The organism is Candidatus Xenohaliotis californiensis (genome assembly GCF_963930935.1).
In the GTDB taxonomy this organism is placed as follows: Bacteria; Pseudomonadota; Alphaproteobacteria; order Rickettsiales; family CAWVOK01; genus Xenohaliotis; species Xenohaliotis californiensis.
This window is the reverse complement of sequence record NZ_CAWVOK010000029.1, coordinates 1-23,803: the sequence shown is the minus strand read 5'-3', so window position 1 is coordinate 23,803 and position 23,803 is coordinate 1. Positions and strand designations below refer to the sequence as shown.

Annotated in this window: 22 protein-coding genes and 2 other RNA genes; 10 read left to right on the top strand and 14 right to left on the bottom strand. The window is 30.5% G+C overall.

Annotated elements, in window-relative coordinates; all coding sequences use genetic code 11:
• Positions 1–62: 62 nt before the first annotated feature.
• A complete protein-coding gene (gene dnaX, locus AABI72_RS03940; protein ID WP_338364619.1) occupies positions 63–1,544 on the bottom strand; it encodes a DNA polymerase III subunit gamma/tau in 1,482 nt (493 codons plus the stop codon).
• Between the two features lie 23 nt (positions 1,545–1,567).
• Positions 1,568–1,660: signal recognition particle sRNA small type (gene ffs, locus AABI72_RS03935), an RNA gene on the bottom strand.
• 39 nt (positions 1,661–1,699) lie between these two features.
• Between ffs and AABI72_RS03930 the strand changes: the two genes are divergently transcribed.
• A complete protein-coding gene (locus AABI72_RS03930) occupies positions 1,700–2,401 on the top strand; it encodes a ComF family protein (protein ID WP_338364617.1) in 702 nt (233 codons plus the stop codon).
• A gap of 8 nt (positions 2,402–2,409) precedes the next feature.
• Here AABI72_RS03930 and AABI72_RS03925 read toward each other — a convergent pair whose 3' ends face one another.
• From AABI72_RS03925 to AABI72_RS03910, 4 genes are all read right to left on the bottom strand, one after another.
• Positions 2,410–3,063, bottom strand: coding sequence for a hypothetical protein (locus tag AABI72_RS03925; RefSeq protein WP_338364616.1), 654 nt, complete (start codon positions 3,061–3,063; stop codon positions 2,410–2,412).
• Positions 3,064–3,124: 61 nt separating this feature from the next.
• A complete protein-coding gene (pal, locus tag AABI72_RS03920; RefSeq protein WP_338364615.1) occupies positions 3,125–3,652 on the bottom strand; it encodes a peptidoglycan-associated lipoprotein Pal in 528 nt (175 codons plus the stop codon).
• Positions 3,653–3,753: 101 nt separating this feature from the next.
• Positions 3,754–5,052 (bottom strand): Tol-Pal system beta propeller repeat protein TolB, encoded by a 1,299-nt coding sequence (gene tolB, locus AABI72_RS03915; protein ID WP_338364614.1) that lies wholly within the window; start codon positions 5,050–5,052, stop codon positions 3,754–3,756.
• Positions 5,053–5,065: 13 nt separating this feature from the next.
• The gene (locus tag AABI72_RS03910; RefSeq protein WP_338364613.1) at positions 5,066–6,763 is read right to left on the bottom strand and encodes a cation:proton antiporter; all 1,698 of its coding nucleotides are present in this window, start codon (positions 6,761–6,763) and stop codon (positions 5,066–5,068) included.
• A 117-nt stretch (positions 6,764–6,880) separates the two neighbouring features.
• Between AABI72_RS03910 and AABI72_RS03905 the strand changes: the two genes are divergently transcribed.
• The 3 genes from AABI72_RS03905 to AABI72_RS03895 all read left to right on the top strand — a co-directional run bounded on the left by AABI72_RS03905 (position 6,881) and on the right by AABI72_RS03895 (position 8,275).
• Positions 6,881–7,630, top strand: coding sequence for a phosphoribosylaminoimidazolesuccinocarboxamide synthase (locus AABI72_RS03905; protein ID WP_338364611.1), 750 nt, complete (start codon positions 6,881–6,883; stop codon positions 7,628–7,630).
• Positions 7,631–7,682: 52 nt separating this feature from the next.
• A complete protein-coding gene (locus AABI72_RS03900) occupies positions 7,683–7,925 on the top strand; it encodes a phosphoribosylaminoimidazolesuccinocarboxamide synthase (RefSeq protein WP_338364620.1) in 243 nt (80 codons plus the stop codon).
• A gap of 164 nt (positions 7,926–8,089) precedes the next feature.
• On the top strand, positions 8,090–8,275 hold the full coding sequence (locus AABI72_RS03895) for a hypothetical protein (RefSeq protein WP_338364609.1): 186 nt from the start codon (positions 8,090–8,092) through the stop codon (positions 8,273–8,275).
• Between the two features lie 284 nt (positions 8,276–8,559).
• On the opposite strand, the gene AABI72_RS03890 is transcribed toward AABI72_RS03895, so the two are convergent.
• From AABI72_RS03890 to AABI72_RS03880, 3 genes are read right to left on the bottom strand one after another with little or no spacing between them, the layout of a single operon-like run.
• Positions 8,560–8,697 (bottom strand): hypothetical protein, encoded by a 138-nt coding sequence (locus AABI72_RS03890; protein ID WP_338364607.1) that lies wholly within the window; start codon positions 8,695–8,697, stop codon positions 8,560–8,562.
• 60 nt (positions 8,698–8,757) lie between these two features.
• On the bottom strand, positions 8,758–9,537 hold the full coding sequence (locus tag AABI72_RS03885; protein ID WP_338364605.1) for a TatD family hydrolase: 780 nt from the start codon (positions 9,535–9,537) through the stop codon (positions 8,758–8,760).
• A gap of 13 nt (positions 9,538–9,550) precedes the next feature.
• Positions 9,551–11,272: an aminopeptidase P family protein gene (locus tag AABI72_RS03880; RefSeq protein ID WP_338364603.1), complete on the bottom strand. Its 1,722-nt coding sequence runs from the start codon at positions 11,270–11,272 to the stop codon at positions 9,551–9,553.
• 52 nt (positions 11,273–11,324) lie between these two features.
• On the opposite strand from AABI72_RS03880, the gene gpmI reads away from it, so the two are divergent.
• A complete protein-coding gene (gene gpmI / locus AABI72_RS03875; protein ID WP_338364601.1) occupies positions 11,325–12,827 on the top strand; it encodes a 2,3-bisphosphoglycerate-independent phosphoglycerate mutase in 1,503 nt (500 codons plus the stop codon).
• On the opposite strand, the gene eno is transcribed toward gpmI, so the two are convergent.
• The gene (gene eno, locus AABI72_RS03870) at positions 12,822–14,060 is read right to left on the bottom strand and encodes a phosphopyruvate hydratase (RefSeq protein WP_338364600.1); all 1,239 of its coding nucleotides are present in this window, start codon (positions 14,058–14,060) and stop codon (positions 12,822–12,824) included. The two genes, gpmI and eno, sit on opposite strands and share 6 nt — an antisense overlap.
• A gap of 82 nt (positions 14,061–14,142) precedes the next feature.
• A complete protein-coding gene (locus AABI72_RS03865; protein ID WP_338364599.1) occupies positions 14,143–14,979 on the bottom strand; it encodes a hypothetical protein in 837 nt (278 codons plus the stop codon).
• Positions 14,980–15,056: 77 nt separating this feature from the next.
• Here AABI72_RS03865 and ssrA point away from each other — a divergent pair.
• Positions 15,057–15,395: a transfer-messenger RNA gene (ssrA, locus tag AABI72_RS03860) on the top strand.
• 174 nt (positions 15,396–15,569) lie between these two features.
• Here the strand turns inward: ssrA and AABI72_RS03855 are convergent.
• On the bottom strand, positions 15,570–17,090 hold the full coding sequence (locus AABI72_RS03855) for a YifB family Mg chelatase-like AAA ATPase (protein WP_338364597.1): 1,521 nt from the start codon (positions 17,088–17,090) through the stop codon (positions 15,570–15,572).
• Between the two features lie 173 nt (positions 17,091–17,263).
• On the opposite strand from AABI72_RS03855, the gene AABI72_RS03850 reads away from it, so the two are divergent.
• Both AABI72_RS03850 and AABI72_RS03845 read left to right on the top strand, forming a co-directional pair.
• A complete protein-coding gene (locus AABI72_RS03850; protein ID WP_338364596.1) occupies positions 17,264–17,962 on the top strand; it encodes a hypothetical protein in 699 nt (232 codons plus the stop codon).
• Positions 17,925–18,719 (top strand): uracil-DNA glycosylase, encoded by a 795-nt coding sequence (locus tag AABI72_RS03845; protein ID WP_338364594.1) that lies wholly within the window; start codon positions 17,925–17,927, stop codon positions 18,717–18,719. Before AABI72_RS03850 ends, AABI72_RS03845 begins: the two co-directional genes overlap by 38 nt.
• On the opposite strand, the gene AABI72_RS03840 is transcribed toward AABI72_RS03845, so the two are convergent.
• Together AABI72_RS03840 and AABI72_RS03835 are read right to left on the bottom strand one after the other, a co-directional pair.
• Positions 18,697–19,791, bottom strand: a complete 1,095-nt coding sequence (locus AABI72_RS03840) for a PQQ-binding-like beta-propeller repeat protein (protein WP_338364592.1) — start codon at positions 19,789–19,791, stop codon at positions 18,697–18,699. The two genes, AABI72_RS03845 and AABI72_RS03840, sit on opposite strands and share 23 nt — an antisense overlap.
• A gap of 844 nt (positions 19,792–20,635) precedes the next feature.
• Positions 20,636–21,535: a phosphatidate cytidylyltransferase gene (locus AABI72_RS03835; protein ID WP_338364590.1), complete on the bottom strand. Its 900-nt coding sequence runs from the start codon at positions 21,533–21,535 to the stop codon at positions 20,636–20,638.
• A gap of 123 nt (positions 21,536–21,658) precedes the next feature.
• On the opposite strand from AABI72_RS03835, the gene uppS reads away from it, so the two are divergent.
• A complete protein-coding gene (gene uppS, locus AABI72_RS03830; RefSeq protein ID WP_338364588.1) occupies positions 21,659–22,342 on the top strand; it encodes a polyprenyl diphosphate synthase in 684 nt (227 codons plus the stop codon).
• Between the two features lie 68 nt (positions 22,343–22,410).
• The gene (gene nuoF, locus AABI72_RS03825; protein ID WP_338364586.1) at positions 22,411–23,673 is read left to right on the top strand and encodes an NADH-quinone oxidoreductase subunit NuoF; all 1,263 of its coding nucleotides are present in this window, start codon (positions 22,411–22,413) and stop codon (positions 23,671–23,673) included.
• Positions 23,674–23,803: the final 130 nt, after the last annotated feature.

The following is a 23,803-nucleotide window of genomic DNA, read 5'->3' as shown; positions in this document are numbered from 1 at the left end:
CTGATATTCTTCTATCTCCATTTTCTATACCATTGAGAAATTCTTGTACTATAAATATAAATTCATATTATTTCACTTGTTTTTATTTGTTTCTCATTGTTTATGAGAAAATTTTCCCTAAATTCTAATAAGATACTCTCTTCCTTACTTGCTTTGATTTTTTCACTGATTTCTTTTACACTGTAATCTAGGTTCATTTTTTGTAAAAATATTTTTAGTTGGTTGACAATAGAAGATGTATTTTTAATCTGCCATCTAATTATTATTTCATTACCTATTATCTCAATAAGAGCATGTTTCATGAAAGTATTAAATAAATCTGTTTCATTGTGATATTTAAGCATATTAATCAATGTCTCAGGTGTTAACTGATGATTTTTTTGCTCATTGTTAATCACCTCCACAGTATTTTCGGTATCTTCAAATAGAGGAATGCTTATTTTGTTAATATAAGTCAATCTTATAATTAAGATTTCAGTAAGCATGTGTTGATTTTGTTGTAATTCAAGATCTTTCATTCCTTTAAAAAGTATTTGCCACATTCGATCTAGTTGTGGTAAAGATAATTTTTGTGCAATTACTAGCATGTTTTGTGTATTTTTTTCATTAAGTTTGCTATTTGCTTGAATTGCATCTTTTCCTAGCACACAAATGTGAATTGCTTGATTTATGGCTTTAAGCAGCTCTACTAGGAATACTGAGTGATCAGGGCAATTTTTTATAGTATCATGAAATTTTTTTAATACTTGTTTTACATCAGCATCTACTATCAAGGAAAATAACTCTATGATATCATCACGGTTTGGCATATTAAGCATTGTTCGTACATCTTGAGCACTAATGTGCAGTCCTTCAACATACAATAATGCCATTTCTAATAGAGAAATGCCATCTCTCATTGATCCATCTGCTCCACTGGCAATTACACTTAATGCATCTCTGTCTATTGTATAACCTTCTTTTTCTGCAATACCAGAGAGTTTTTCTATGATTTTTCCATGAGCTATTCTATTGAGAGTAAAATTTTGGCAGCGTGATACTATGGTTACTGGTATTTTTTGCATTTCAGTGGTTGCTAGTATCCAATATACGTGTACTGGTGGCTCTTCTATTATTTTTAATAATGCATTAAATGCATTATTTGACAACATATGCACTTCATCAATTATATAAACCTTTGCACGTGTAATTGATGGGGAATAGGCTGCCATTTCTTTTATTAATCTTATATCATCAACACCAGTGTTACTGGCTGCATCCATTTCAATTACATCTGGATGATTTGAGTTAGTTATTAGCCTGCAACTGTTGCATATGTTACATGGAGATATGCTTATTTCATTATTGTTTGAGCAGTTAATACATTTTGCTATAATTCGTGCTGTAGTTGTCTTGCCAACTCCTCTGGTTCCAGTTAGTAAAAATGCTTTTGCTAGTTTTTTAAGTTTTATAGAATTAGTAATAGTTTGAACTAAAACATTTTGATCAATTAAATCATGAAAATTTTTTGGTCTATACTTAATCGCAAGAGCAACATTTGTCATGTTTGATAAATTTACAAAAAATGGATAACTAAGAGGCGTTAACCCAAGTTTACTGCTGTGGCTGCTTCATTTCTGATCTGACCAAGTTGACAATTAGCTTGCCTAACGCCTTAATATTTATTATAAGCGTTAAGCTTTAACTTGCAAGATAATTTATGAGCATTTTCACTACACTGCTAAATTGTTTATTTCCTTTTCAGTGCATATTTTGCACTGAATTATCCAGTGAGTTTATATGCAATGGATGTTTTAGTAAGTGGCATTTTATAAGTTCAAATTATTGTTTAAAGTGTGGAAGTACATACAGTTGTTTATCTGCAGCAAAAATTTGTTTTAATTGTTTGTCATGTGCACCATTTTTTGATATAGCACGTTCAATGGCATTTTACAATGACCTAGGGGTTATAATTTTGCATAAATGTAAGTTTTATGATCAAATTTATTTGATTCCTTATTGTGCCAAAATGCTTGCTGAACGTGGTGGTGATATTTTTAATGACATGGATTTAATTATGCCTGTGCCATCTAGAAGATCTAGGATTATTAAAAGAAGATGTAATCAAGTTTCGCTGTTAGCTAAAGAAGTTGCCAGAAGAGTGTCAATTCCATTTGATGGTCTTAATATGATTAGAGTAAAAAAGACAGCTTTACAAAGAGGCTTGTCAGTAAATGAAAGATTAAATAATGTTCGTGGAGCTTTTACTGTGCGCTTCCCAGAAAAAATTAGTGGTAAGGGTATTTTAATTATAGATGATTTAATGACAACAGGTGCAACTTTAAATGAATGTTCTAAATCATTAGTTAAAGCTGGCGCTAAATCTGTGAATTGCTTAACTTTATTTCGAACAGTTTACTAAAATATTTATTATTCACAAATATTGTCATTTTTTAATTCTGTTAATTCTTTATAAACACGCTCTTTTAGTGATGAAGGCATAGTGCCAAAGTCAGTTAAAATGCTTTTTAAAGTATGGCAGGCACCAATTGGATTGTTTGTGTTTTTTAATGAGAGTGCTAATTTAAAAATACTTTCAATACTTTTATTTCCAGAAGGACTTTTTTTATAGCTGCTCAAGTAATGCATGGCTGCATCTTTATAAAGTTGATCTGAGAAATTGATTTCTCCAATCCAGTAATGCACTTCAGCTGCAAAAATACTTTCAGGATATGATTTTATAAAGCTTAAGAGGCTGTTTTTTGCCAATGTGAAATCACCAGAAGATATTAGTGCTATAGAGTTATTATATAACATTGCTTCCATTGTGTCAGATGATTCAAGTGCTGGAGCGGTTTGCATTAGAGAGGTATCTGTTTGTTGTTTTATAATATCTGATGATAGTATTTCTTCTATTTTATTAGTTATTTCTTCAATAGTGCTTATTAATTTAGAATTTTCTTCTTCTAGATAAGAAATGCGTTGCTCCATGTCCACTAAATGATTCAACATAGCATCTTGGTTTATATTGCCCCATGTATCGGTATATATTATTAAAAATATACTAAATATTATTGTTTTCATATATGCAAATAATTAATTGTAGTTAAATTAAGACCATCACAAGTTGCGATGGTCTAGGTGATTAGGATATGTTAATAACAACTCTTCTGTTAAGTTTCCATGCTTCTTCATTGTGCCCTTCAACACTTGGTTTATCTTTGCCATATGATGCAATTTTAATTCTATGCTGCTCTATTCCAGCATTTATCATATAATTTTTAATTGCATTTGCTCTTTTTTCACCCAATGCAATATTGTATTCACGTGTACCACGTTCATCACAGTGACCTTCAAGAATTATTTCATATTCTGAATATTCAGAAAGCCATTTTATTTGATGATCCAATATGGTTTGCTCTTCATGTTTTATTTGATATGAATTGTGGGGGAATAATATTCTGTTACCTGCGGTAATTGCAAAATCTTCAGGACTTCCTTTTTCAATATAAGCATCTGGATTTTTATGCTTGCCATGTGAATGTGTATCATCATACATTGATCTATAATTATCAGATTTAATATGTTTTGTATTTTTACCACGTAATGGCTTACCTGGGCAACCTGACAGAATAAGACATAAGGTTAATGATAGCAACAATATTTTTTTCATTTTGATCTCATTTTTGTTTGAATGTAGTAATGAAAAAATATATCTAAAAGAAACTTCAGTCAACAAAAATTTAGATTCAACACTTCTTGTTTTTTAGTTGGTTAGTGTAAGAATGGTGACCATGTTGGATCTATTGCTTCTTGCGGAGTGTTTATGTTTCTTTCATATCCAGAGACAATATCAAGAGAAACTATTTTATTTTTACTTCTAAGTTTTCTTGCTCCTATTTTTTCTTGTCTAGAAAAAATTATCATACGCCCATTTGGTGACCAATTAGCACCCTCAACCATAAAACCTTTTGCTAATATTCTTTCTCCAGTACCATCTGGCCGCATAACGCCAATAAAAAAACTGCCATTATAAGATTTGGTAAATGCAATATAATCACCACGTGGTGACCAAGAAGGGGCAGTATAAGAACCTTTGTCAAAACTTATTCTTTTTACATTTGAGCCATCTACATTCATTGTGTAGATTTGTGGTATGCCACCTCTGTTTGAGGTAAAAACTATATGTTTTGAATCTGGAGAATATGAAGGTGAGGTGCTTATAGCTCTATATCTAGTTAATTGTTTAATCTTAGATGTTTTCAGGCTTCCAGTATGAATATTTGTGTGACCATTTTTTGATATTGCCATTATTATAGAATCACCTTTAGGGGAAAATCTTGGAGCAGATGATATGCCATCAAGAGCAAACACAGTTTTTTCTTCACCACTTAAAATATTATGAGTATAGAGTTTTGCCATATTGTTTTCATAAGACATGTACACTATTTTTTCACCATTAGGTGAAAATCGTGGTGTTAATATAGTTTTTGAGCCATTGGTAAGATATTGATGGTTATTTCCATCTTGATCCATAATTGCCAATCTTCTTGTTTTTTTTGTACTAGGGCCTGTTTCTGCTATGTAGGCTATTTTTGTATCAAAATGTCCATTATCACCACTAAATGACTTATATATATTGTCTGATATAATATGTGCAACTCTTTGCCAATTATTTTGTGTTATTGTTATAGATTTGCCAGACAGCTGTTTTTTCATTACCGTATCCCATAATCTATAAACAAGCTCTATCTCACCATCTTTCTTTTTTATTTCACCAATAAGAACAGCATCAGCATTGGCTACTTTCCATAAATTCAAATTTGGTGTGTTATCTATTGATATATTTTCTGGATGTTTGCTTTCATCTAGAATTTTAAAACCATCACAAGAATTAAAATTATTTGTTATTATAGAAACAATATCTATACCTTGATAACCAGTAAACCCAACAATAGCAATAACTATATTCTTTACGCCACCACGTTGTATGTTTATGTTAAAATGTGAAATAGCAAAAGAGCTATATGTTGTTATTAGTAGTATGAGAAAGTATGATATTTTTTTTTTCATTGCTAATTATAGTTTAGGTTAATAGTTCATTGCTGGATGAGCAGTCTTGAATGTTAAAGTTTGTATGTAAATCATTGATTACTGTTTCATTGCGGCCATATATTTTTAACACTAATTCACATAACATTAATGCTTCACTATATTGATATGGCATAAGAAAATATATTCCAAGCTTTTTATACTCTGCCATATTTTCCATGGTTTTAGACCTTACTATGATTTTAGTTTTTGGTGCATATTGCTTAATTGAGCTAATTGCCTTGTTAATTGTTATTGCATTTTTAATTGTCAATACTGTGGCTGCAGCATTTTTTACATCAATTTTCTTAAGTGCACTCTCGTCAGTAATGCTTCCATAATATATTGGATAGCCAGCTTTTTTGCTTTCTACCACAAGTTCTGGGTTGATCTCAAGAATAGCACAGCTTACACCTTCACTTATCAGTGTATCTGCTAGCACTTTAGCAATTTTACCAAAGCCAATTATTGCAACATGACCATCAATCTCAAATTCCTCTTTTATTAAATTACCTATTTTTTTGTCTTCTGTGGATATGGTGTTAATTCTTCCTCCAATAAAGTCTAATAATGGTGTAAGTGCCATTGTTATAGTTACTGATATCATTAAAGTTTGTGCTAACTCTGGGTTTAACAATCCCTGTTTCAAAGATAATTCAAAAAGTATGAAGGCAAACTCCCCACCTTGTGATAATAATAATCCTGCATGTAGTGCAGATTTATTATTGAATTTAAATAATTTGGCAATGAAAAAGATTACTATTGTTTTTGTAGCTATTATCCCTAGTGCAATAGATGTTACTAGGTGTATTTTATCTAATAATGTGGTTATGTTTAGCGACATTCCAACTGTCATAAAAAATAAACCCAATAATAAAGCCTTGAATGGGAAAACAACTTTTTCAACATCATGTCTATAGTTTGTATCTGCAACAGCAAGTCCTGCAACAAAAGCACCTAATGCCATTGATAATCCTACTTTTTCCGTAGCATAAGCAGATCCTAGAACAATTAATATTGTGGTAGCTATAAAAAGTTCTTCGCTCTCAAAATGGGCAATAATATTAAACATAGGTCTAAAGAGCAATCTTCCAGAGATAAAAATTATCACCAGCCCAACAGTTGCTTTGATTAATGTTATAATGACAGCTGAGACTATAGATGCTTCTGGTGTTGTATGCGCTAAGTTGGGAACCAACACTAGTAATGGCACTACAGCAAAATCTTGCATTAATAGCATGGCTACAGATAGACGGCCTATTTTTGTTAATTGTGATCCATTTTCTTTTAACACTTGCAATACAATTGCTGTAGAAGAAAGGCACAGACCACCAGCTACTATAGCTGATGTATTTGGTTTATAGCCAGCAATATTCAGAAAAAATGCAATTACCACAACAGTGATGATGATCTGAATGCTGCCAGCACCAAAAACATAAACTTTCATAGCAATTAAGCGTTCAAAAGTTAATTCTAAGCCAATAACAAACAATAAAAATACTATGCCAAGCTCAGCAAAAAATGCCATTCCTGCACCAGGATTAATAAGTGCCATTCCATAATTACCAAGAGCAATTCCAGCAGCAAAATATCCTAAAACAGGGCTTAATTTTATAGCTTTAAAGAAAGCAACTATTATTATTGCCATTGATAATAATATCAGTACATTTCTTATGTAAAATATATTTTCCATATCACGCTCCAACTATTTTGTCTGTATAATCTATAGGTATAATATAAAAAAATAACTTTACCATGGCAATTAATTTAAAATTATTTATAATTTTAAATAAAATATGGAGATAGCTGAATGCACAATGTGGGTAGAAGAAAATTCCATGAAGGAAGGGCAAAGGTTTTTTTTGAATCTTTTGATATGGGACTGTTGGTGCAACATTTCAAGGATGATTCCCATGTTCAAGATGAGCCCATTAATACTATTGATCCTATATCTGGCAAAGGTATTATCAATAATAGAATATCAGCATTTTTGATGCATCATTTAGAACTACTTGGAGTAAAAACTCATTTTGTAAAATCTATCAATATGAGAGAGCAATTGGTTAGAAAGCTTGATATGCTTCCTATGCAAATAGTAGCACGTAATATTGCTGCTGGCGATATTGTGAATAGAATTGGCATCAAAGAAGGTGAGCTATTGCCACAGCCATTAATAGAATTTTATCATAAAAAAAATGAGATATCTAATCATTTGTTAACAGAAGATCACATGTTGATTTTTGAATGGTTGAGTCCTTGGGAGCTTGATGAAATTAAACGAACAACTGGTAGAATTAATGATATATTATCCGGTATATTTGTTGCTTTTGGCATTAGGTTAGTTGATTTTGGATTGGAATATGGCAGAGAGTATATTGACTCTGATGATGTTGGTAAATTGATTGTTGGTGATGAAATTACTCCAGATACCTGTAGACTTTGGGATATAAAAACTAATGAAAGGTTTGACAGAGAAACAATGGAGCTTTTTCCTAAAGAAGCTAAAGAAATTTATAAGAAATTGGCTAATAGAATGGGTATACTTGATCTTAGTGTTTAAAATAAATTGCATGATTTAATTTATAATATTTAAATTAAGAAATTAAAATTATCTGATATTTGCTGCTTCTGGCATTAGGTTAGTTGATTTTGGATTGGAATATGGCAGAGAGTATATTGACTCTGATGATGTTGGTAAATTGATTGTTGGTGATGAAATTACTCCAGATACCTGTAGACTTTGGGATATAAAAACTAATGAAAGGTTTGACAGAGAAACAATGGAGCTTTTTCCTAAAGAAGCTAAAGAAATTTATAAGAAATTGGCTAATAGAGTTATTAAAAAATTAGAGTAATAGAGAGTTTGCTAATAATATTGCAAGCATTTTATATATTTTTTTAAAAAATGTAATAATATTATTATAAATATTTTCAATTTGTTCGTTTGTTAACAATTTTCTTTGCATTTTTATTACATTAATATACAATATTTGAAATAATTTAACTAAATGGAGCAAACATGACAGACAATCAAATTACAGTTTCTGGCAGCTACAATACAGTTATCATCATGCGGCAAGAAGATGCCTATGATCAAAATTCAATTTCTATGGATTGCTTAGGATCTAGCTCATCTGAGTTGTTTCATATTGATTTTGTTATTGATCAAAGCTGCCCAACACACTATGACATCTATGTTGACTAGGCTACCCTTCTATCAAAGAGATGACTTGCCCTCACCACTAAATGCTTTTGCATTATAGTGGGGATTTCTTGCTTCACAGGCTCTCATCTTAAATTTTTTCAAAACCAGAGGATGTTGTCTTCACAATCAGCAATGATATGCCCTGCCATTGTAAGGTATGAAATACCCCATTTCCTAAATGTTTTCCACATTTATATCCATACTTTTTTTATAGAGGTATACATTATATACTTTTTTATTACTGTCATCATTTTACTGCATCTTTTAAGACTGTGTCTAGTCATTTACTGTGGAAAGAATTTAGCATACATCTCAAGCAATGCTATTGGAAACCAATGCCTATGGACAAGATCTTGCTGTTTAATTATTGCTGGAGGGGTGCCCTTAAGCAAATTGAAAGAATACATATTAGCACTATCCATCTCCAGCTAAATCAAAGATTTTGATGGAGTATTTCATGCTGAGTGATAAATACAATTTATTTAATTGTTATTTTTTGTTTTATTAAAGAGTTTATAAAAATTTTCTGTCGTTATTTTTGATAGTTCATCAAATGAAATGTTTATAATCTCTGCCATTTTTAATGCTGTATATTTTAAATTTGCTGGTTCATTTTTTTTTCCTCTGAATGGTATAGGCGTAAGATATGGTGAGTCAGTTTCTATTAATATTTTATCAAGTGGCAGTAGCTTTATTGTATGATGCAGTTGCTCAGTATTTTTAAAAGTTATTATACCAGAGAAAGATATATATAGACCAGCTTCTATAGCTTGCAAAGCTAGTTCAGCAGATGATGTAAAACAGTGCATTACACCAGTAAAAGGATTTTTGACCAATTCTCTTTTAAGAATCTCTATCATATCAATATCTGCATCTCTGCTGTGTATTATAATTGGCAGTTTGGTTATTGATGAAGCTCTAATATGTTCTAAGAATACTTTTTTTTGTATTTCATGATTTGTTTTACTATAGTGGTAATCTAATCCAGTTTCTCCTATGCCAATAATTTTACTATGATTGGCTATATCTATGATTTCACTACATGTCATTGCTTCACCCTTCTCTATCTCCAAAGGATGTGTACCAACAGAGCCAAAAACTTCTTTATGAGTTTCAATAATTTTTATAATATTTGACACTCCTGTTTTTTTAGTGCATATAGTTTGCATTACATGCACACCTGATTCTTTTGCACGTTTAATTAAACTAGTTATAGAATCTAATGGTTCATAATCTAAATGGCAATGACTATCAACTAACATTTATATTTACAATTCAGTGTAATAATGTTGTATGATATTTTAAGAAATTTTTTTCTTGTAAGTCAAGTTTTTCCATGACTTTTTGACGCATAAGTATATTGTAATTGTTAAGCCAATTTTTCTCTTCTATTGTTAACATCAAAAAATTAATCATATCATAATCAAAAGGAGCTGCTGTAAGTTGTTCAAAACCAAAAAAATTATTTTTTAACTTAATTACATACATAAGGTTCTCCAATCTTATGCCATAAAAGTTATTGAGATATATACCAGGTTCATTTGATATAACAACATTAGGTTTTAATGGAAAATTGCTGAAATATTTGGAGATTGTAGGTAGTTCATGAACATTAAGATAATTACCCACACCATGACTTGTTCCATGAGCATAGTCATAATAATTTTTCCATAAATGCTGCCTTGCTAAAATATCCAGATTTTGTGCATTAGTTTTTGCTGGGAAAACAGCTGTAGATAGTGTTATTAATCCTTTTAATACTAATGTATATTCTGTTTTTTGTTTTTCAGATGCACTGCCTAATATGATTGTTCTAGTAACATCAGTAGTAGCTCCATAGTATTGTCCACCAGAATCAATAAGATATATTCCATTTTTTATCAACGCATTATTCATTCCATTGTAGTGCACTATGGCAGAATTTGCTCCAAATGCTGATATAGTTGGAAAACTTGGTTGTTTGTAATTTTTGTTAGTTTTTCTATATTCATCTAATTTTTTTGCTGCTTTTATTTCTGTAATTTCATCCTTTTTAAAGGATTTTTTAATCCAATATAAAAATTTTATTAGTGCCACAGCATCTTCAATATGAACATTTTTTGATAATTCAATCTCTAGGTCAGTTTTTTCCATAGCAATTTGCCAGATTTCTGTATATGAAATTTTTTTGATTTTTACCATGCTATCATTGATAATTTTTACAATTGCAGCAGATGTTTTGTTGCAATCAACCATAAGATAGTGTTTTTTCCTGCATATTTCTTTTAAATGGTTTGACAAATTTAATATATTGTCACTTTGTATTTTGTTTTCATTGCTTAGTTTTAGCGTATGATTATTAATAAAAATAGTTACAGATCCATTGTTGTAGATTAATGCATAACAAAGTGCAGTTGGTGTATATGGTATATCGCATCCTCTGATATTTAGTGCCCAGCAAACAAGATTTGGATCTGTGATTAGAATTGGTGCATTATCTTTTAATGTTTTAAATATTGCTGCTAGTTTTTCTCTACTGCTTTTGCCTGAAAATTTAACTTTGTATTCTACAATATTAGATTTTGGCTTTTCCAGCTTATTGATCCAAAGTGAGTCTAGTTCCATAATGGGAAGCATTTTAACTTCAACAATTTTTGAAATTTGCTCAATAAAATTGTGCATATGAAGTTCTGGACATAGCCATAATGCCTTCCATTTATAATGCTTGATAAGCCATTTATCTAATCCTGCATTTTGTATATCTTTCACTTCAAATACTGAATTTTTAAGCTCTTGTTTTGCTTGTTCAGTATATCTGCTATCTGTAAAAAATGTTAATTTACCACCAGCCTCAATTAATGCCAAGCCGTTTGAACCAGTAAATCCAGTAAAAAATTTTAATCTATTGGAATATTCTGGTGTAAATTCATTGTTATATTCATCATTTGATGGTATTAGCAATGCATCAATATTATGTATTTTTAAATATTTGACTAAAGATTGCAGTGTATTTTTCATTTTTATGATACCATGTTAATATGCTAATAATAATATTAGAAAAAATTTATTTATGAAGGTTATTTTATGCATTTTAGATGGCTGGGGTCATTCATTAGAAGTTGAAAATAATGCAATAAGACAGGCTTCATTAAAATATAATTTATTTTGGGACAGCTTGCTTCAATCTACACCATGGTCACTTCTAAATGCATCTGGTGAGGCAGTTGGACTTTCTAATGGATTTCCTGGTAATTCTGAGGTTGGTCATATAACAATTGGCTCTGGTCGTGTTGTTAAGCAAAGTTTATGTAGAATTAATGATGCTATTGTAAGTGGTATGCTGAAAAATAATCAGAATTTGCTGAACTTAATCTCTGTTATTGCTAAAGATGGTGGTGATTTACATCTAATGGGTTTATTATCTTCTGGTGGAGTTCATTCACTTTTGAATCATATAATTTATTTAGCTAAATTTTCTTCTGAGAATAATTTGAGGGTTAAGCTACATCTTTTTTTAGATGGCAGAGATGTTCCACCAAAGAGTGCTATTGGTTTTTTAGAAGATCTCAATAAAGAGATTTCTGATAACAGTCGAATAGAAATATCAACTATATCTGGTCGTTACTATGCCATGGATCGTGATAATAACTGGGATAGGACTAAACTTGCCTATAATGCAATAATTAAAGGAAAAGGCAGAAAAGTTAATAATATTAAAAAGATGATTAATATTGCCTATTCACTTGGTATTACAGATGAATTTATAACACCATTTGTGGTAAATGGATATACTGGTGCAAAAAAATCTGATGGAATGTTGTTGGCAAATTTTCGAAAGGATCGTGCTGTTCAATTATTTGGTGCAATGTCTGAGCTTGACTTTAAAGATAACTTAAAATTCTTTGACACCAATAAAAGTCTTGGAATGATGAAATATTTAAGCTCATTTAATGCTCCAGTTATTTTTGAAGATATTATGATAGATAATGTCATTGGTGAAGTTCTTGCAAAAAATAATATTTTACAATTTAGAGTTGCTGAAACTGAAAAATATAATCACGTTACATCATTTTTAAATGGCGGGTATGATATTAAATTTCCAGGTGAAAGTCGTATGATGATCCCATCACCAAAAGTTATATCATATGACCTTTGTCCAGCAATGTCTGCTGAATTGGTTACTGATGCCATTGTTAAACATAGTAAAAATTTTGATTTGACAGTAGTAAACTATGCAAATCCTGATATGGTTGGACATACTGGCAATATGTCTGCAGCTATTCAAGCAGTTATCACAGTAGACAGATCATTGCAAAGGCTAGTATCTTATGCAGCTGCTAACAACATAGCAATGCTTGTTACTGCTGATCATGGTAATATAGAAAAAATTTTTAATACTGCATCAGGTGATTTTGTTACATCTCATACTACAAATCCAGTTTACTTTGTGCCAATTGGTGTGAAAGCAAGTAAAGTAAGTGGGGGTGGGCTTTGTGATATATCACCTACTGTATTACATTTGTTGAATATTAAAAAACCTAGCAAAATGGATGGTGTATCACTTTTATTATAGTTTTGCATGTTGTTTTATATCTTCTGCTATTCGCATCAGCTCATTATATTTTGCTACTCTTTCTGACCTGCAGACAGAACCAGTTTTTATATAATCAGCACCAACTCCAAATGCTATGTGTGCTATAGTTGTGTCCTCTGTTTCACCTGAGCGATGTGAAATTACTATTTTATACCCAGCTTTTTTTGCTATATTGATTGCAGAAAATACTTCAGTAATTGTGCCAATTTGGTTGTATTTAATTATAATACCATTTGCTAGATTAATTTTTTGTTTTATAGTATAGGGATTTGTGGCAAAAAGATCATCGCCAATGATTTTTATTCTATTGCCAAGTTTTCCTATTAAATTCTCCCATCCTTTATAGTCATCTTCTGCCATGCCATCCTCTATAGAAAGAATAGGATATTTATCACATATATAACTGTAGTATGAAATAAGTTCATCTGATGATAGGCTTTTATCATCAAGATTATATTTTTTTGCATTGTATATCGATGAAGCTGCAACATCTAGTGCTATCATTATATCTTTCCCAGGCATATATCCAGCATCCTTTATTGCCTGAACAATAAATGATAAGGTATCTTCACTGCTATTGAAATTGGGGGCAAAGCCACCTTCATCACCAACATTAATATTGTAATTCATGGATTTAAGGTTTTTCTTTAGAGAATAAATTGTTTCAACAGACATGCGTAAAGCATCTTTGATATTTGATGCGCCAATTGGCACAATCATGCTTTCTTGTATTGCTATGCTGTTATCTGCATGCAATCCACCATTTATAACATTTATCATTGGAGTTGGATGGTGGTGGAGAAATTTTTTAGCATTAAGGTATTGATATAAGGGTTGTTTTTTAGATTTAGCAAATGCTTTTATTGTTGCTATAGAAACACTTAAAATTGCATTTGCCCCAAGTTTGCTTTTATTTTCTGTGCCATCAAGTAAAATTAATTTTTCATCTATAATATTTTGTTTTCCAGCATTTGTGCCAATTAATGTGCTTCTTATTGGTCCATTAACATTATTAATAGCTTTTAATACACCCATTCCCATATAGCGCTTACCACCATCGCGCAATTCAACTGCCTCTTTTTTGCCAGTTGATAATCCTGATGGTATAATAACACTACCAATGCTACCATCTTCTAATGTAACTATAGTTTCAATTGTTGGAATACCCCTGCTATCTAAAAGTTCACTAGCTTTTATGTCTACTATGTTCATTTAAAGTGTATATAAATAACTAAATTAGATAGATTTTAGATTAAAATTTTTTCCAAACAAGTTGTTTTAATTTTAGTAATGCTTATTTACTGCTTGATTTTGTTGATTCTATATTTTTTGATGTTGTAATATTAGGATTGACTATTTTTTGCAATAGTTTGTCTGTTTTTTGTTTTTCTGTGTCAATACTTACTTGAATTTGAGCTTTACTTGCAGGGTTGTGTGCTGCTTTGGCTATTTGCATTAGATCGGCAGAAACCTCTTTTTCTGTTGGTTTGTCATTTAGAAATTTTGTCATAAGTTTATCTACTATAATTGGCTCTTGTGCTTTGCCATATGCTTCTTGTTGCAAATTTTTGCTGGCTTTTTCTATTTCTGTTATTTTTGTTTTACTTGATTTTTCTATTTCTTTTTTAATCTCAATATTCATAAATTTATTAATTGATTTTTGGGTAAGTAGTTTGGATCCTATTAGTAATAGTGGATATGATAGTAATGCTATTATTATTCCACTTATTATGGCTATTCCAGCAGAAATAGGAAGCAGCGTTATAACAGCAAGTGCAATAGTTACACATGTTGTGGCAAGCACACTAGTGGTGTCCATTGCAGTTTTTGATGCTCGTTCAATCATATGTTTTTTTTCTTTCTTAAGCAATGAATACAGAGGATTGGCAAATTTTTTTTGGAAAAGAATTTCTATATTTATATAATCTTCTTCCTTGAGTTTGAAAATACTTTTTTTCATTTTTTTGCAGTATAAAACAATACTATCTTTGTGTGTACTTTCTATAATTTCATTTACTGTAATTTTGGATGATTGGCCATCTTTGTATATCTTATATGTAGATACCAATAATGGCAGAAGCGCACCAGAGGCAAAAATTCCAGGTGGAAGAGAAGACTTTGTGATAGGCATTTTTGACTAAATTTATTGTCTAAACAGTATTGTTTAAAAAAAGTATAAAATTTTTATGAACATCATTTGTTCTAATGCTAATTGCATAAAGCATTTCTTTTAAGTAAAATATAGTTGAGCATAATCTGTGTTCTATGGTGATAAATGCACTTTAAAATAGGCATTATGGACCCGGGGGCGGTACCCGGCACCTCCATAAAAGTGAAAAAAGGCGGGGGTGAAATAGGTTCGACATGTGTAATAAAAAAATGTGTTTCACTCGGTATGATACCACCGTAAGAGATCAATATAATAAGTGTAAAAAATAATATATTTGCTATTAACACCTACGAGGAAGATGAAATGCTAGCAGCAGCTTAGCATCATCAATGTTTATAGCGCGGTTTAGGGGCGCCGGGCAACAGAATGCCCCTGTTTTAATGACAATGTAAAAATATTTAATTTTAACATTAACAATCTATGCTAATGCTATTTAATAATTAAATTGCAATTTCTCTTGAAAGTATGGGATCATGAAATAGTTTAGTTATAATAACTTTATAAATTTTATTAGTTTTTAAAAATTATATTTATGCTTTTGTTTTCATTGTCTATTTAATTAACATATCAATATTCATTCTATAGGAAAAAGCTTCTTTTATGTGAACTAGATGCACATCATCACTTTCTTCAATGTCGGCAATACTGCGCGCTACTCTAAGTATTTTATGATAACCTCTTATAGATACATCACATTTATTTATGAATTGCTCTATATCACTACTCTCTTGTTCATTGATACAGATTGTTTGCTCAATGTTTTTTGTTACCATTGCATTATATTTATGAGGCATATTGCTATAACGATTTAATTGTAATTGCCTTGCTTTGATTATATTATTTCTAATACATTTTGAACTTTCTTTTAATCGTTTGTTTTTTGACAATGAAATAGGTGGGGGTTGATCCAATATAACACACATATCAATTCTATCCAAAATAGGGCCATGAATTTTGTTTATGTAATTTAAGGCACATTTTGGTGCTTTGGAACATTTCTTTTTTTTGTCATATAGATAGCCACATTTACATGGATTCATGGCAGCAATAAGCATAAAGTCAGCTGGATAGATAGCCTGTGCCTCAACTCTAGTAATGGTAACCATTTTTGTTTCTAGTGGTTGTCTTAAGCTGTTTATTGCTGCTATGGAAAATTCTGGAAATTCATCTAAGAATAATATGCCATTATGAGCCATGGTCACTTCTCCAAGCTTTGCCATACGCCCTCCTCCAATCATTGCCTGTACAGATGTTGTATGATGTGGTGATCGAAATGGTGGATCTACATGTAGAGCACCATTTTTCAACTCTCCTGTAATACTTAATATTAAATTATTTTCCAATATTTCTTCATTGGTTAATTCTGGCATTATCCCAGGTGTCATTGATGCAAGCATTGATTTTCCAATGCCAGGTGCTCCAATCATAAGTATGTTATGTTTACCAGCTACTGCAATTTTCAAAGCTTTTATGGCTATATTTTGTCCATGTATTTCTGAGATATCATTATATTTTGTTATATTTTTTTTAAGTAATTGTTTTTTTATTGTTGGTGTAGGTATTGAATTATTTAATGCATCAATTACTTCAAAAAGAGTATCTGCAGCTATAAATTTGTTATCTTTAATAGCCCAAAGAACTTCATTTATGTTGTTTTTTGAACATATAATATTAAAATTTAGTTCTTTTGCCTTTATTGCTGCTGGCAATACTCCTGAGGTTGATATAATACTTCCATCTAATGATAATTCACCAATGGCAATAACCTTATTAAGTGTTTTTTGTTTTATAATGCCAATTTCTACTAGTAGCCCTAGTGCTATAGGTAAATCATAATGGCTGCCAGTTTTAAGAATATCTGCTGGAGATAGGTTAACTACAATTTTTTTTGGTGGCAGTTTGATACCTAGTGCTATTATAGCTGCTTTAATGCGATCTCTTGACTCCCCAACTGTCTTGCTTGGCAATCCAACAATAGTAAAACTGGGCATGCCAGATGTTAGCATAACCTGAACATTTATTGATAAACATTTAATCCCAGATAAGGCTATTGTAAAAGTGTGTGCTACCACTAATAATTTATTATAAATATGTTTAAGATACCAATATTTGCAAATTTTATTTTAATTATCAAGTTGTTAGTTGCATTATGTATGATAAATTTGTTGTATAATTATGTATTGTAAGAGAATTTGATCTGTATTAATCTATTTTTATATCTTGATAATTATATTGTCCTATGAGTATGAGATTATTATTTGTTTTAGTTTGTTTTGCTGCACAGTTGTTGTTTTTTATTAGTGTATCACATGTTAAAGCAGAGCTTGGCATAGTTCCATTGGTGATTGGAGAAAAGCAAGTTGATGCTTTGTCTTTAGGTGATAGACAATTTTATTTTCGTTTGTTGGGATTTAAGATTCAAAATGCTGGCGATAGTTTTGGTAGATTTACTGCATTACGTGAATATGATTATACAAAACTAGAGCAATGGTTCTATTTGCTTGATAAAATTGACAGTGCTTCTGATTTTATACCAACTTTGGCTGGTCATTATTTTAGCCAAACACAAAACAATAAAGATGTCATACATATAGTTAATTATTTACGCAATCATGCTAAAAAAGATTTATCTAAAAAATGGTGGTGGTTGATACAGGCAGCATTTTTAGCTGATACAAGACTTGATGATAAAAATTTGGCTCTTGAAATTTCATATGAAATAACACAATTGCCAGATGATGCGCCACCATGGGCAAAATATTTCCCATCTATTATTTTGGCACAAATAGGTGATAAACGTAAAGCTGAAGAAGTAATGAAAATGCTTGTTAATAATTATGATGATATTAGTGAGCAAGAGTGGCGTTTTATTAAATATTTTATTCAAGATAGACTAGGAGGCTCCTATGATACATCAATGCAAAAAAGATCAGGAAATTTATAGGTTTCATATAGAAATTGGATTGGATTATTTATCTTGTATTTTTCCTGTTACAGGTACTACAAAGTTAGTTAGTAATAATTTGTGTTATAAGCACAATATTACTGCAAAAATGCAAGATAAAGAAATATGCAAACAAATTGACACAAGAATGCAAAATAAAAAGTTGTTAGATGAATTTGCAAAAATTAAAGATTTGCTAAGTTTGCAAGAATTTGCCAATGATTTTGATCATTTTCCCTTTGCAAATGCTGCAAAAAAACTTGTATTTGGCGCAGGAAAGCCTAATGGATTAATGATTGTTGGTGATATGCCTAGTATATATGATGAGCAATCTGGTCAACCATTTAGTGATGTTGATATTAATAAATTGCTTACAGATATGCTTAAAGCTATTCATATTGAAATTAAAAATTGTTACATAACCAATATTTTGCTACATAGATATAACAGAATTGATAACAGGGGTTTATTATCTAAAATAGCAACATATAAAGAGTTTTTAATAAAGCATATTGCTTTGGTTCAGCCAAAAGCTATATTGTTAATGGGAAAACTTCCAGTATCAAGTATTTTTAATATAAACAGTATAATAAATGCCAGAAAGCAGCATTTGTTTTATGATAATAATGGTTATCAGATACCAGTAGTTGCAACATATCATCCAGAAATGCTGCTTAAAGGCATAGAAAGTAAAAAATTTGCTTGGAATGATTTGCAAATTTTACGAAACAAAATTATAAAGCTGAATGTCTTGTGATTGTTACAGTATAAATTGAATTATATCTTTCTGAATAGAAGTATATTTTGTCATCTTTTATAAATAAAGTTGATCTACTTGCAGGCATTTTTTTTCGCTTTGCAAGCAATTCACCAGTTTCAACGTCAAATACCTTAATGCTGTTGGTTGAATCAAATATTATTAAGTAATTATTAAGTGTTGTTATATCACGCACAGCATTATTAAGATTAACATTTTCCCATAATACGTTTTTGTTCTCTGCATTAAGTGCAACTAGTTTATTTTTTTGCACTAGAAAAACAGTGTTTTTTTGTACCATTATTGCAAATACTGGTTGTTCCTTGTAACTCCAATGTTCTTCGCCAATTTCAACATCAAGTTCAGTTATGCTATTATTGTTGAATGTAAAAAGCATATCTTGAGTTATGAAAAATGGCAAACCAACAACACTGCTCATCACAGTGAATTGTTTATTCCAGAGCATATCTCCAGATTTGCTTAGAGCAGTTATGTAACCAGGTGAATAGTTGAAAAATACTTTATCTTTATATGCAATTGGTCTTGATAGAGGGAGGTTGTGTAAAGTATTTTTAGCCACATATTGGTTCCATAGAATTTTTCCATTGTTTTGCTCAATAGCATATAGCTTATTATCTGTAGTGCTAAAGAATAAATTACCATCACTATCAGCTGTCATATTGCTTCTTAGGTAGCTTGCTAGAGTTTTTGACCACAATATATTTAAATTACTGATATCAATGGCATGTAGCATTTTTGTTCCTGGTGATACAAACAGTTTATTTTTATGCAATAAGATGTTACCCCTATAGTTAAAACTATTATCTAAGTCACAAAAATCAATATCTGAGATAACTTTAGCCTCTTTTGTTGTAATGTATATTTTGCAAGCACGAAGTAAAAATATATTGTTGTTAGAGACGGCAATATCTATCTTGTCTTTAAAAGAATATCTTGTATTTTTACTTAGTTTAAATTTTTTTACATCTATTTTTATTGCTGTATTTTTATGTATGTGAGTGTTGTCATTGGCTTTTACAGATGATAGATTAACAACTATTAATAAAAGCATAATAGTAAAGATTTTGAGCACAAAACAAAAATCAAAAATAGTTTAAATTATTATCCTGCTTAACACCTAAAAGTCAAGCTATGATTGTTTTTTTAAAAGCAGCGTTTTTCAATTAGTAAAAAATAATATTAATTTAGCTTTTGTAATTTATCTAAAGGAATAAAAAATTTTAAATATGATGTAAATTGTAAGTATATAATTTTTACCATTATAATGACTTAGAAAAAAAGTTATTGCTACCATGTAGGGTAAAGATTTTAAAGAATTTGCCAATATCAATTTTGAGATAAAAAATCACTATACCTAAAAAAGTCAGTATTATCTAGATCAGCATGAGTAAAAAATTAATATTAGAGATCTCTGAAAAGTACTTGGCTAATAGATGAGCTATCTTCAAATGCTTATCTAGTTAATGCCACAGCTATTGCTCTAGAAGACTAGAATAGACTAGCGCCAAGCATTAAAACTAATTCAGAAAGTGGCTGAAGAACAGATTCACATTGACAACACTGTGTATTCTTCAATCCTTTTAAAGGAAAGTAGATCATTCATGAATCATATAAAACTTATTACATAAATGATTCTAGGAGAAACAAGAATAATTAGTTGTATGGCATGAATAGCAATACATACAATAGTATAAGAATTGGAAACATGTTATAAAAATATTTTAAGTTTTTACTAAGCTTTGATTTTATTTTGCTTAATATAAGTTAACAGCACAGATAGAAAATTTTCATGGTAATACTTATAAAAAAATATTTTTAGTGTTGGGTGGTAATACTGTAATAAGAATCCTATTACTCTGAAAGATGTTGTATAAAAATAACTAGTTTTTTAAATGCTATATGATTTTTAATAAAATCATTGCAGCCATAAACATAGAAGTAAACAAAAAACCATCAATGCGATCAAGTATACCACCATGTCCTGGTAATAGTTTTCCAGTATCTTTAATGTTGCATAATCTTTTAAATGTTGACTCATAAAAATCACCAAATTGAGCAAGAATAAGCATTACTGTTTGTATAGTGCAAATTTTTATAATTCCTATATTATCTTTTATTCCATAAAAAAATAAGCCAACTAATAATGCAGCAATCCATCCAGCAGTCAATCCAGCATAGGTTTTGTTTGGACTGATGTTTGGTAAGATTTTTTTATTCCCAAAATTTTTTCCAATAAAATAAGCAGAGGTATCAATAGCAGCAATGCTTATTAATAGCCATAGTAAATTAATTGCCCCACTTGTTGAGTGTCTTATGAATACAATAGATACAAAAGTGGTAATTATAATAAAGCGCCAGCATGTATATGATTTTATAAAATGTGGCTTTGCATTTGGATTGTATGAGTTGCTAATTGCGCACCTTGCCTCATTTAATGCCTGATCAGTTAGTACTAATATTAGAACAGTGAAGAAAAAATTTTTTTGTATTAGTGCTAATATGACTAATATGATCATTATCATTGCAGAAAATGACCTTTTGGTCAAATCTGATGAAACATTTTTTTTCATTTGATTATGATAGTGTTGCTTAATTTGTAACAATTTTTTTTGTGCAAAAATTTTATTGTTTGTATTTTTTATACTCTTGCTACTTGTTGTGCTCTGCTGTTCATCTTGAATATGATTAACTACACTATTTTCATCATCAACCAACAATTCATCTTCATCATTAATTGATGCTTTATTTGAATTGTTTTCCATGTTTTTTGTGTTGTTTTTATTTACTATGTGCATACCACCTACCATAAATATGCTAAATAATAGCATAAATTATTTTTTATTAAATTAAAACATAATGATAATGATAAAAAAAGTTTATAATCTAATATTGAAAACATACTTAAAGAAATATTAAACATGAACTTACCAAAACATGTTGCTATGATTATGGATGGTAATAGACGATGGGCAAAACAAAACAGCAAATGTTTGTTTGAAGCTTATAGTCAAGGTTGTATAAGAATAATTGATATTGTACAATCTTGCATAGACAGAATACCTTTTATAACTATTTATGTTTTCTCAACTGAAAACTGGAATCGAAAAGAAGATGAAATAACAACTATACACACAATAGCAGAAATTTTTTTTATTAAAAAACTTGATTTTTTTTGTGGATTAGGCGTGAAGATAAATTTTATTGGTGAGCGTAGTTTAACATCTAGAAAATTGTGCAATATTATGGATATCTGCAAAGAAAAAACAGCTCACAATAATTCACTGCAACTTAATGTTGCATTTAGCTATGGTAGTAGAAGAGAAATAGCTTCAGCTGTTCAGCGAATTGTAAGTAATCCTCCTAAAGATTTATCAAATGTTAATGAGAGTTATATAGCAAACAATCTTTATACTAAAAATTGTCCAGATCCTGATTTGCTTATTAGAACTGGTGGAGTATACAGGATAAGTAATTTTTTACTTTGGCAAATTGCTTATTCAGAATTATTTTTTACCAATGTTTTATGGCCTGATTTTAAAGTATCTCTGTTTGATGAAGCTGTGCAAGAATATTCTAGGCGTAAGCGCAATATGGGTGTTTGAATTATGTTATCTTGTTAATATGTTTTAGTTATGTTATTTATATAGTGAAATTATTTTAGTGTACTGATATGCTGAAGTCAGAAGATAGAATATTTACCAATTTAGATGGGAGGCTGGCAATAGATTTAGAATCATCAAAGCTTCGCAATGATTGGCAAGATATTGAAAAAATTTTGTTGAAGGGTTCTGAGTGGATAAATTCTGAAATAGCTATATCTAAGCTTAGAGGTCGTGGTGGTGCTGGTTTTTACACAAGCATCAAATGGAACTTTATGTCCAAAGATACAAGCAATGATAAGCCTACTTATTTAATAGTGAATGCAGATGAGAGTGAACCTGGTACTTGCAAAGATCGTGCCATTATAAACTATGAACCACATAAAGTGATAGAAGGTGCTATTCTTGCCGCTTTTGCTATAGGAGCACATTGTGTTTATATTTATATTCGTGGTGAATTTAAAAAAGAAGCTATACTTTTGGAAAATGCTATTAATGAAGCATATAAAAATGGATTAATAGGTAAAAAAGTATGTGGAATTGATTACAGTTGTGATATTTATGTTCACAGAGGTGCAGGTGCATATATATGTGGTGAGGAAACTGCTTTAATGGAGTCTCTAACTGGGAATCCAGGTAAACCAAGAAATAAACCACCTTTTCCAGCTGCAATTGGTTATTGTGGTTATCCAACTGTAGTAAATAATGTTGAAACTATTGCTGTTATACCAACTATTTTAAGACGTGGCGGTAGATGGTTTTCTAGCATAGGTTCTGGCAATAGTACTGGTACGAAAGTTTTCTGTATATCTGGACATGTTAATAAGCCATGTGTTGTTGAAGATGCAATGTGTGTTCCTATGCGTGAATTAATTGAAGATAAAGCTGATGGAGTAGTTGGTGGTTGGGACAATCTTTTGGCTGTATGGCCAGGTGGATCCTCATGTCATGTATTGCCACGTTCTATTTGTGAGAGAGTTACAATGAGTTTTGAATCATTACATGATGCTGGCTCATCTTTTGGTACAGGTGGTTTAATTGTTGCTAATAATACAGCTGATATTATAGAAGCAACAGAGAATCTGGCATATTTTTATATGGAAGAGTCTTGTGGGCAGTGTGTGCCATGTAGAGAAGGAACTGGATGGATATGGAGATTGTTAAAAAGATTTCGAATAGGTACTGCAACTAGGACAGATATAGCATTACTTGAAGAAGTTGGTAAAAAAATAGAAGGTAACGCTATATGTGCTCTAGCAGATGCTGCGGTATGGGCTATGCAAGGTTTGCTTATTCATTTTCGTGATGAAATGGAAAAACGTTGTATAAGTTAATAATGATAATTAAATAAAAATAATTAAATTTTATGTATAAACAAATTTTTTCACCACATGCATCTATAAATGCATTAAAAATATCCTTATTAACTAAAGGATGTTTTGTTTATGTTCCAAGCAGCATGGA

Coding starts and splice junctions, on each gene's coding strand:
- dnaX (WP_338364619.1), bottom strand. CDS start 1,544: ATGACAAATGTTGCTCTTGCGATTAAGTATAGACCAAAAAATTTTCAT.
- AABI72_RS03930 (WP_338364617.1), top strand. CDS start 1,700: ATGAGCATTTTCACTACACTGCTAAATTGTTTATTTCCTTTTCAGTGC.
- AABI72_RS03925 (WP_338364616.1), bottom strand. CDS start 3,063: ATGAAAACAATAATATTTAGTATATTTTTAATAATATATACCGATACA.
- pal (WP_338364615.1), bottom strand. CDS start 3,652: ATGAAAAAAATATTGTTGCTATCATTAACCTTATGTCTTATTCTGTCA.
- tolB (WP_338364614.1), bottom strand. CDS start 5,052: ATGAAAAAAAAAATATCATACTTTCTCATACTACTAATAACAACATAT.
- AABI72_RS03910 (WP_338364613.1), bottom strand. CDS start 6,763: ATGGAAAATATATTTTACATAAGAAATGTACTGATATTATTATCAATG.
- AABI72_RS03905 (WP_338364611.1), top strand. CDS start 6,881: ATGCACAATGTGGGTAGAAGAAAATTCCATGAAGGAAGGGCAAAGGTT.
- AABI72_RS03895 (WP_338364609.1), top strand. CDS start 8,090: ATGACAGACAATCAAATTACAGTTTCTGGCAGCTACAATACAGTTATC.
- AABI72_RS03890 (WP_338364607.1), bottom strand. CDS start 8,697: ATGGATAGTGCTAATATGTATTCTTTCAATTTGCTTAAGGGCACCCCT.
- AABI72_RS03885 (WP_338364605.1), bottom strand. CDS start 9,537: ATGTTAGTTGATAGTCATTGCCATTTAGATTATGAACCATTAGATTCT.
- AABI72_RS03880 (WP_338364603.1), bottom strand. CDS start 11,272: ATGAAAAATACACTGCAATCTTTAGTCAAATATTTAAAAATACATAAT.
- gpmI (WP_338364601.1), top strand. CDS start 11,325: ATGAAGGTTATTTTATGCATTTTAGATGGCTGGGGTCATTCATTAGAA.
- eno (WP_338364600.1), bottom strand. CDS start 14,060: ATGAACATAGTAGACATAAAAGCTAGTGAACTTTTAGATAGCAGGGGT.
- AABI72_RS03865 (WP_338364599.1), bottom strand. CDS start 14,979: ATGCCTATCACAAAGTCTTCTCTTCCACCTGGAATTTTTGCCTCTGGT.
- AABI72_RS03850 (WP_338364596.1), top strand. CDS start 17,264: ATGAGATTATTATTTGTTTTAGTTTGTTTTGCTGCACAGTTGTTGTTT.
- AABI72_RS03845 (WP_338364594.1), top strand. CDS start 17,925: ATGATACATCAATGCAAAAAAGATCAGGAAATTTATAGGTTTCATATA.
- AABI72_RS03840 (WP_338364592.1), bottom strand. CDS start 19,791: ATGCTTTTATTAATAGTTGTTAATCTATCATCTGTAAAAGCCAATGAC.
- AABI72_RS03835 (WP_338364590.1), bottom strand. CDS start 21,535: ATGCACATAGTAAATAAAAACAACACAAAAAACATGGAAAACAATTCA.
- uppS (WP_338364588.1), top strand. CDS start 21,659: ATGAACTTACCAAAACATGTTGCTATGATTATGGATGGTAATAGACGA.
- nuoF (WP_338364586.1), top strand. CDS start 22,411: ATGCTGAAGTCAGAAGATAGAATATTTACCAATTTAGATGGGAGGCTG.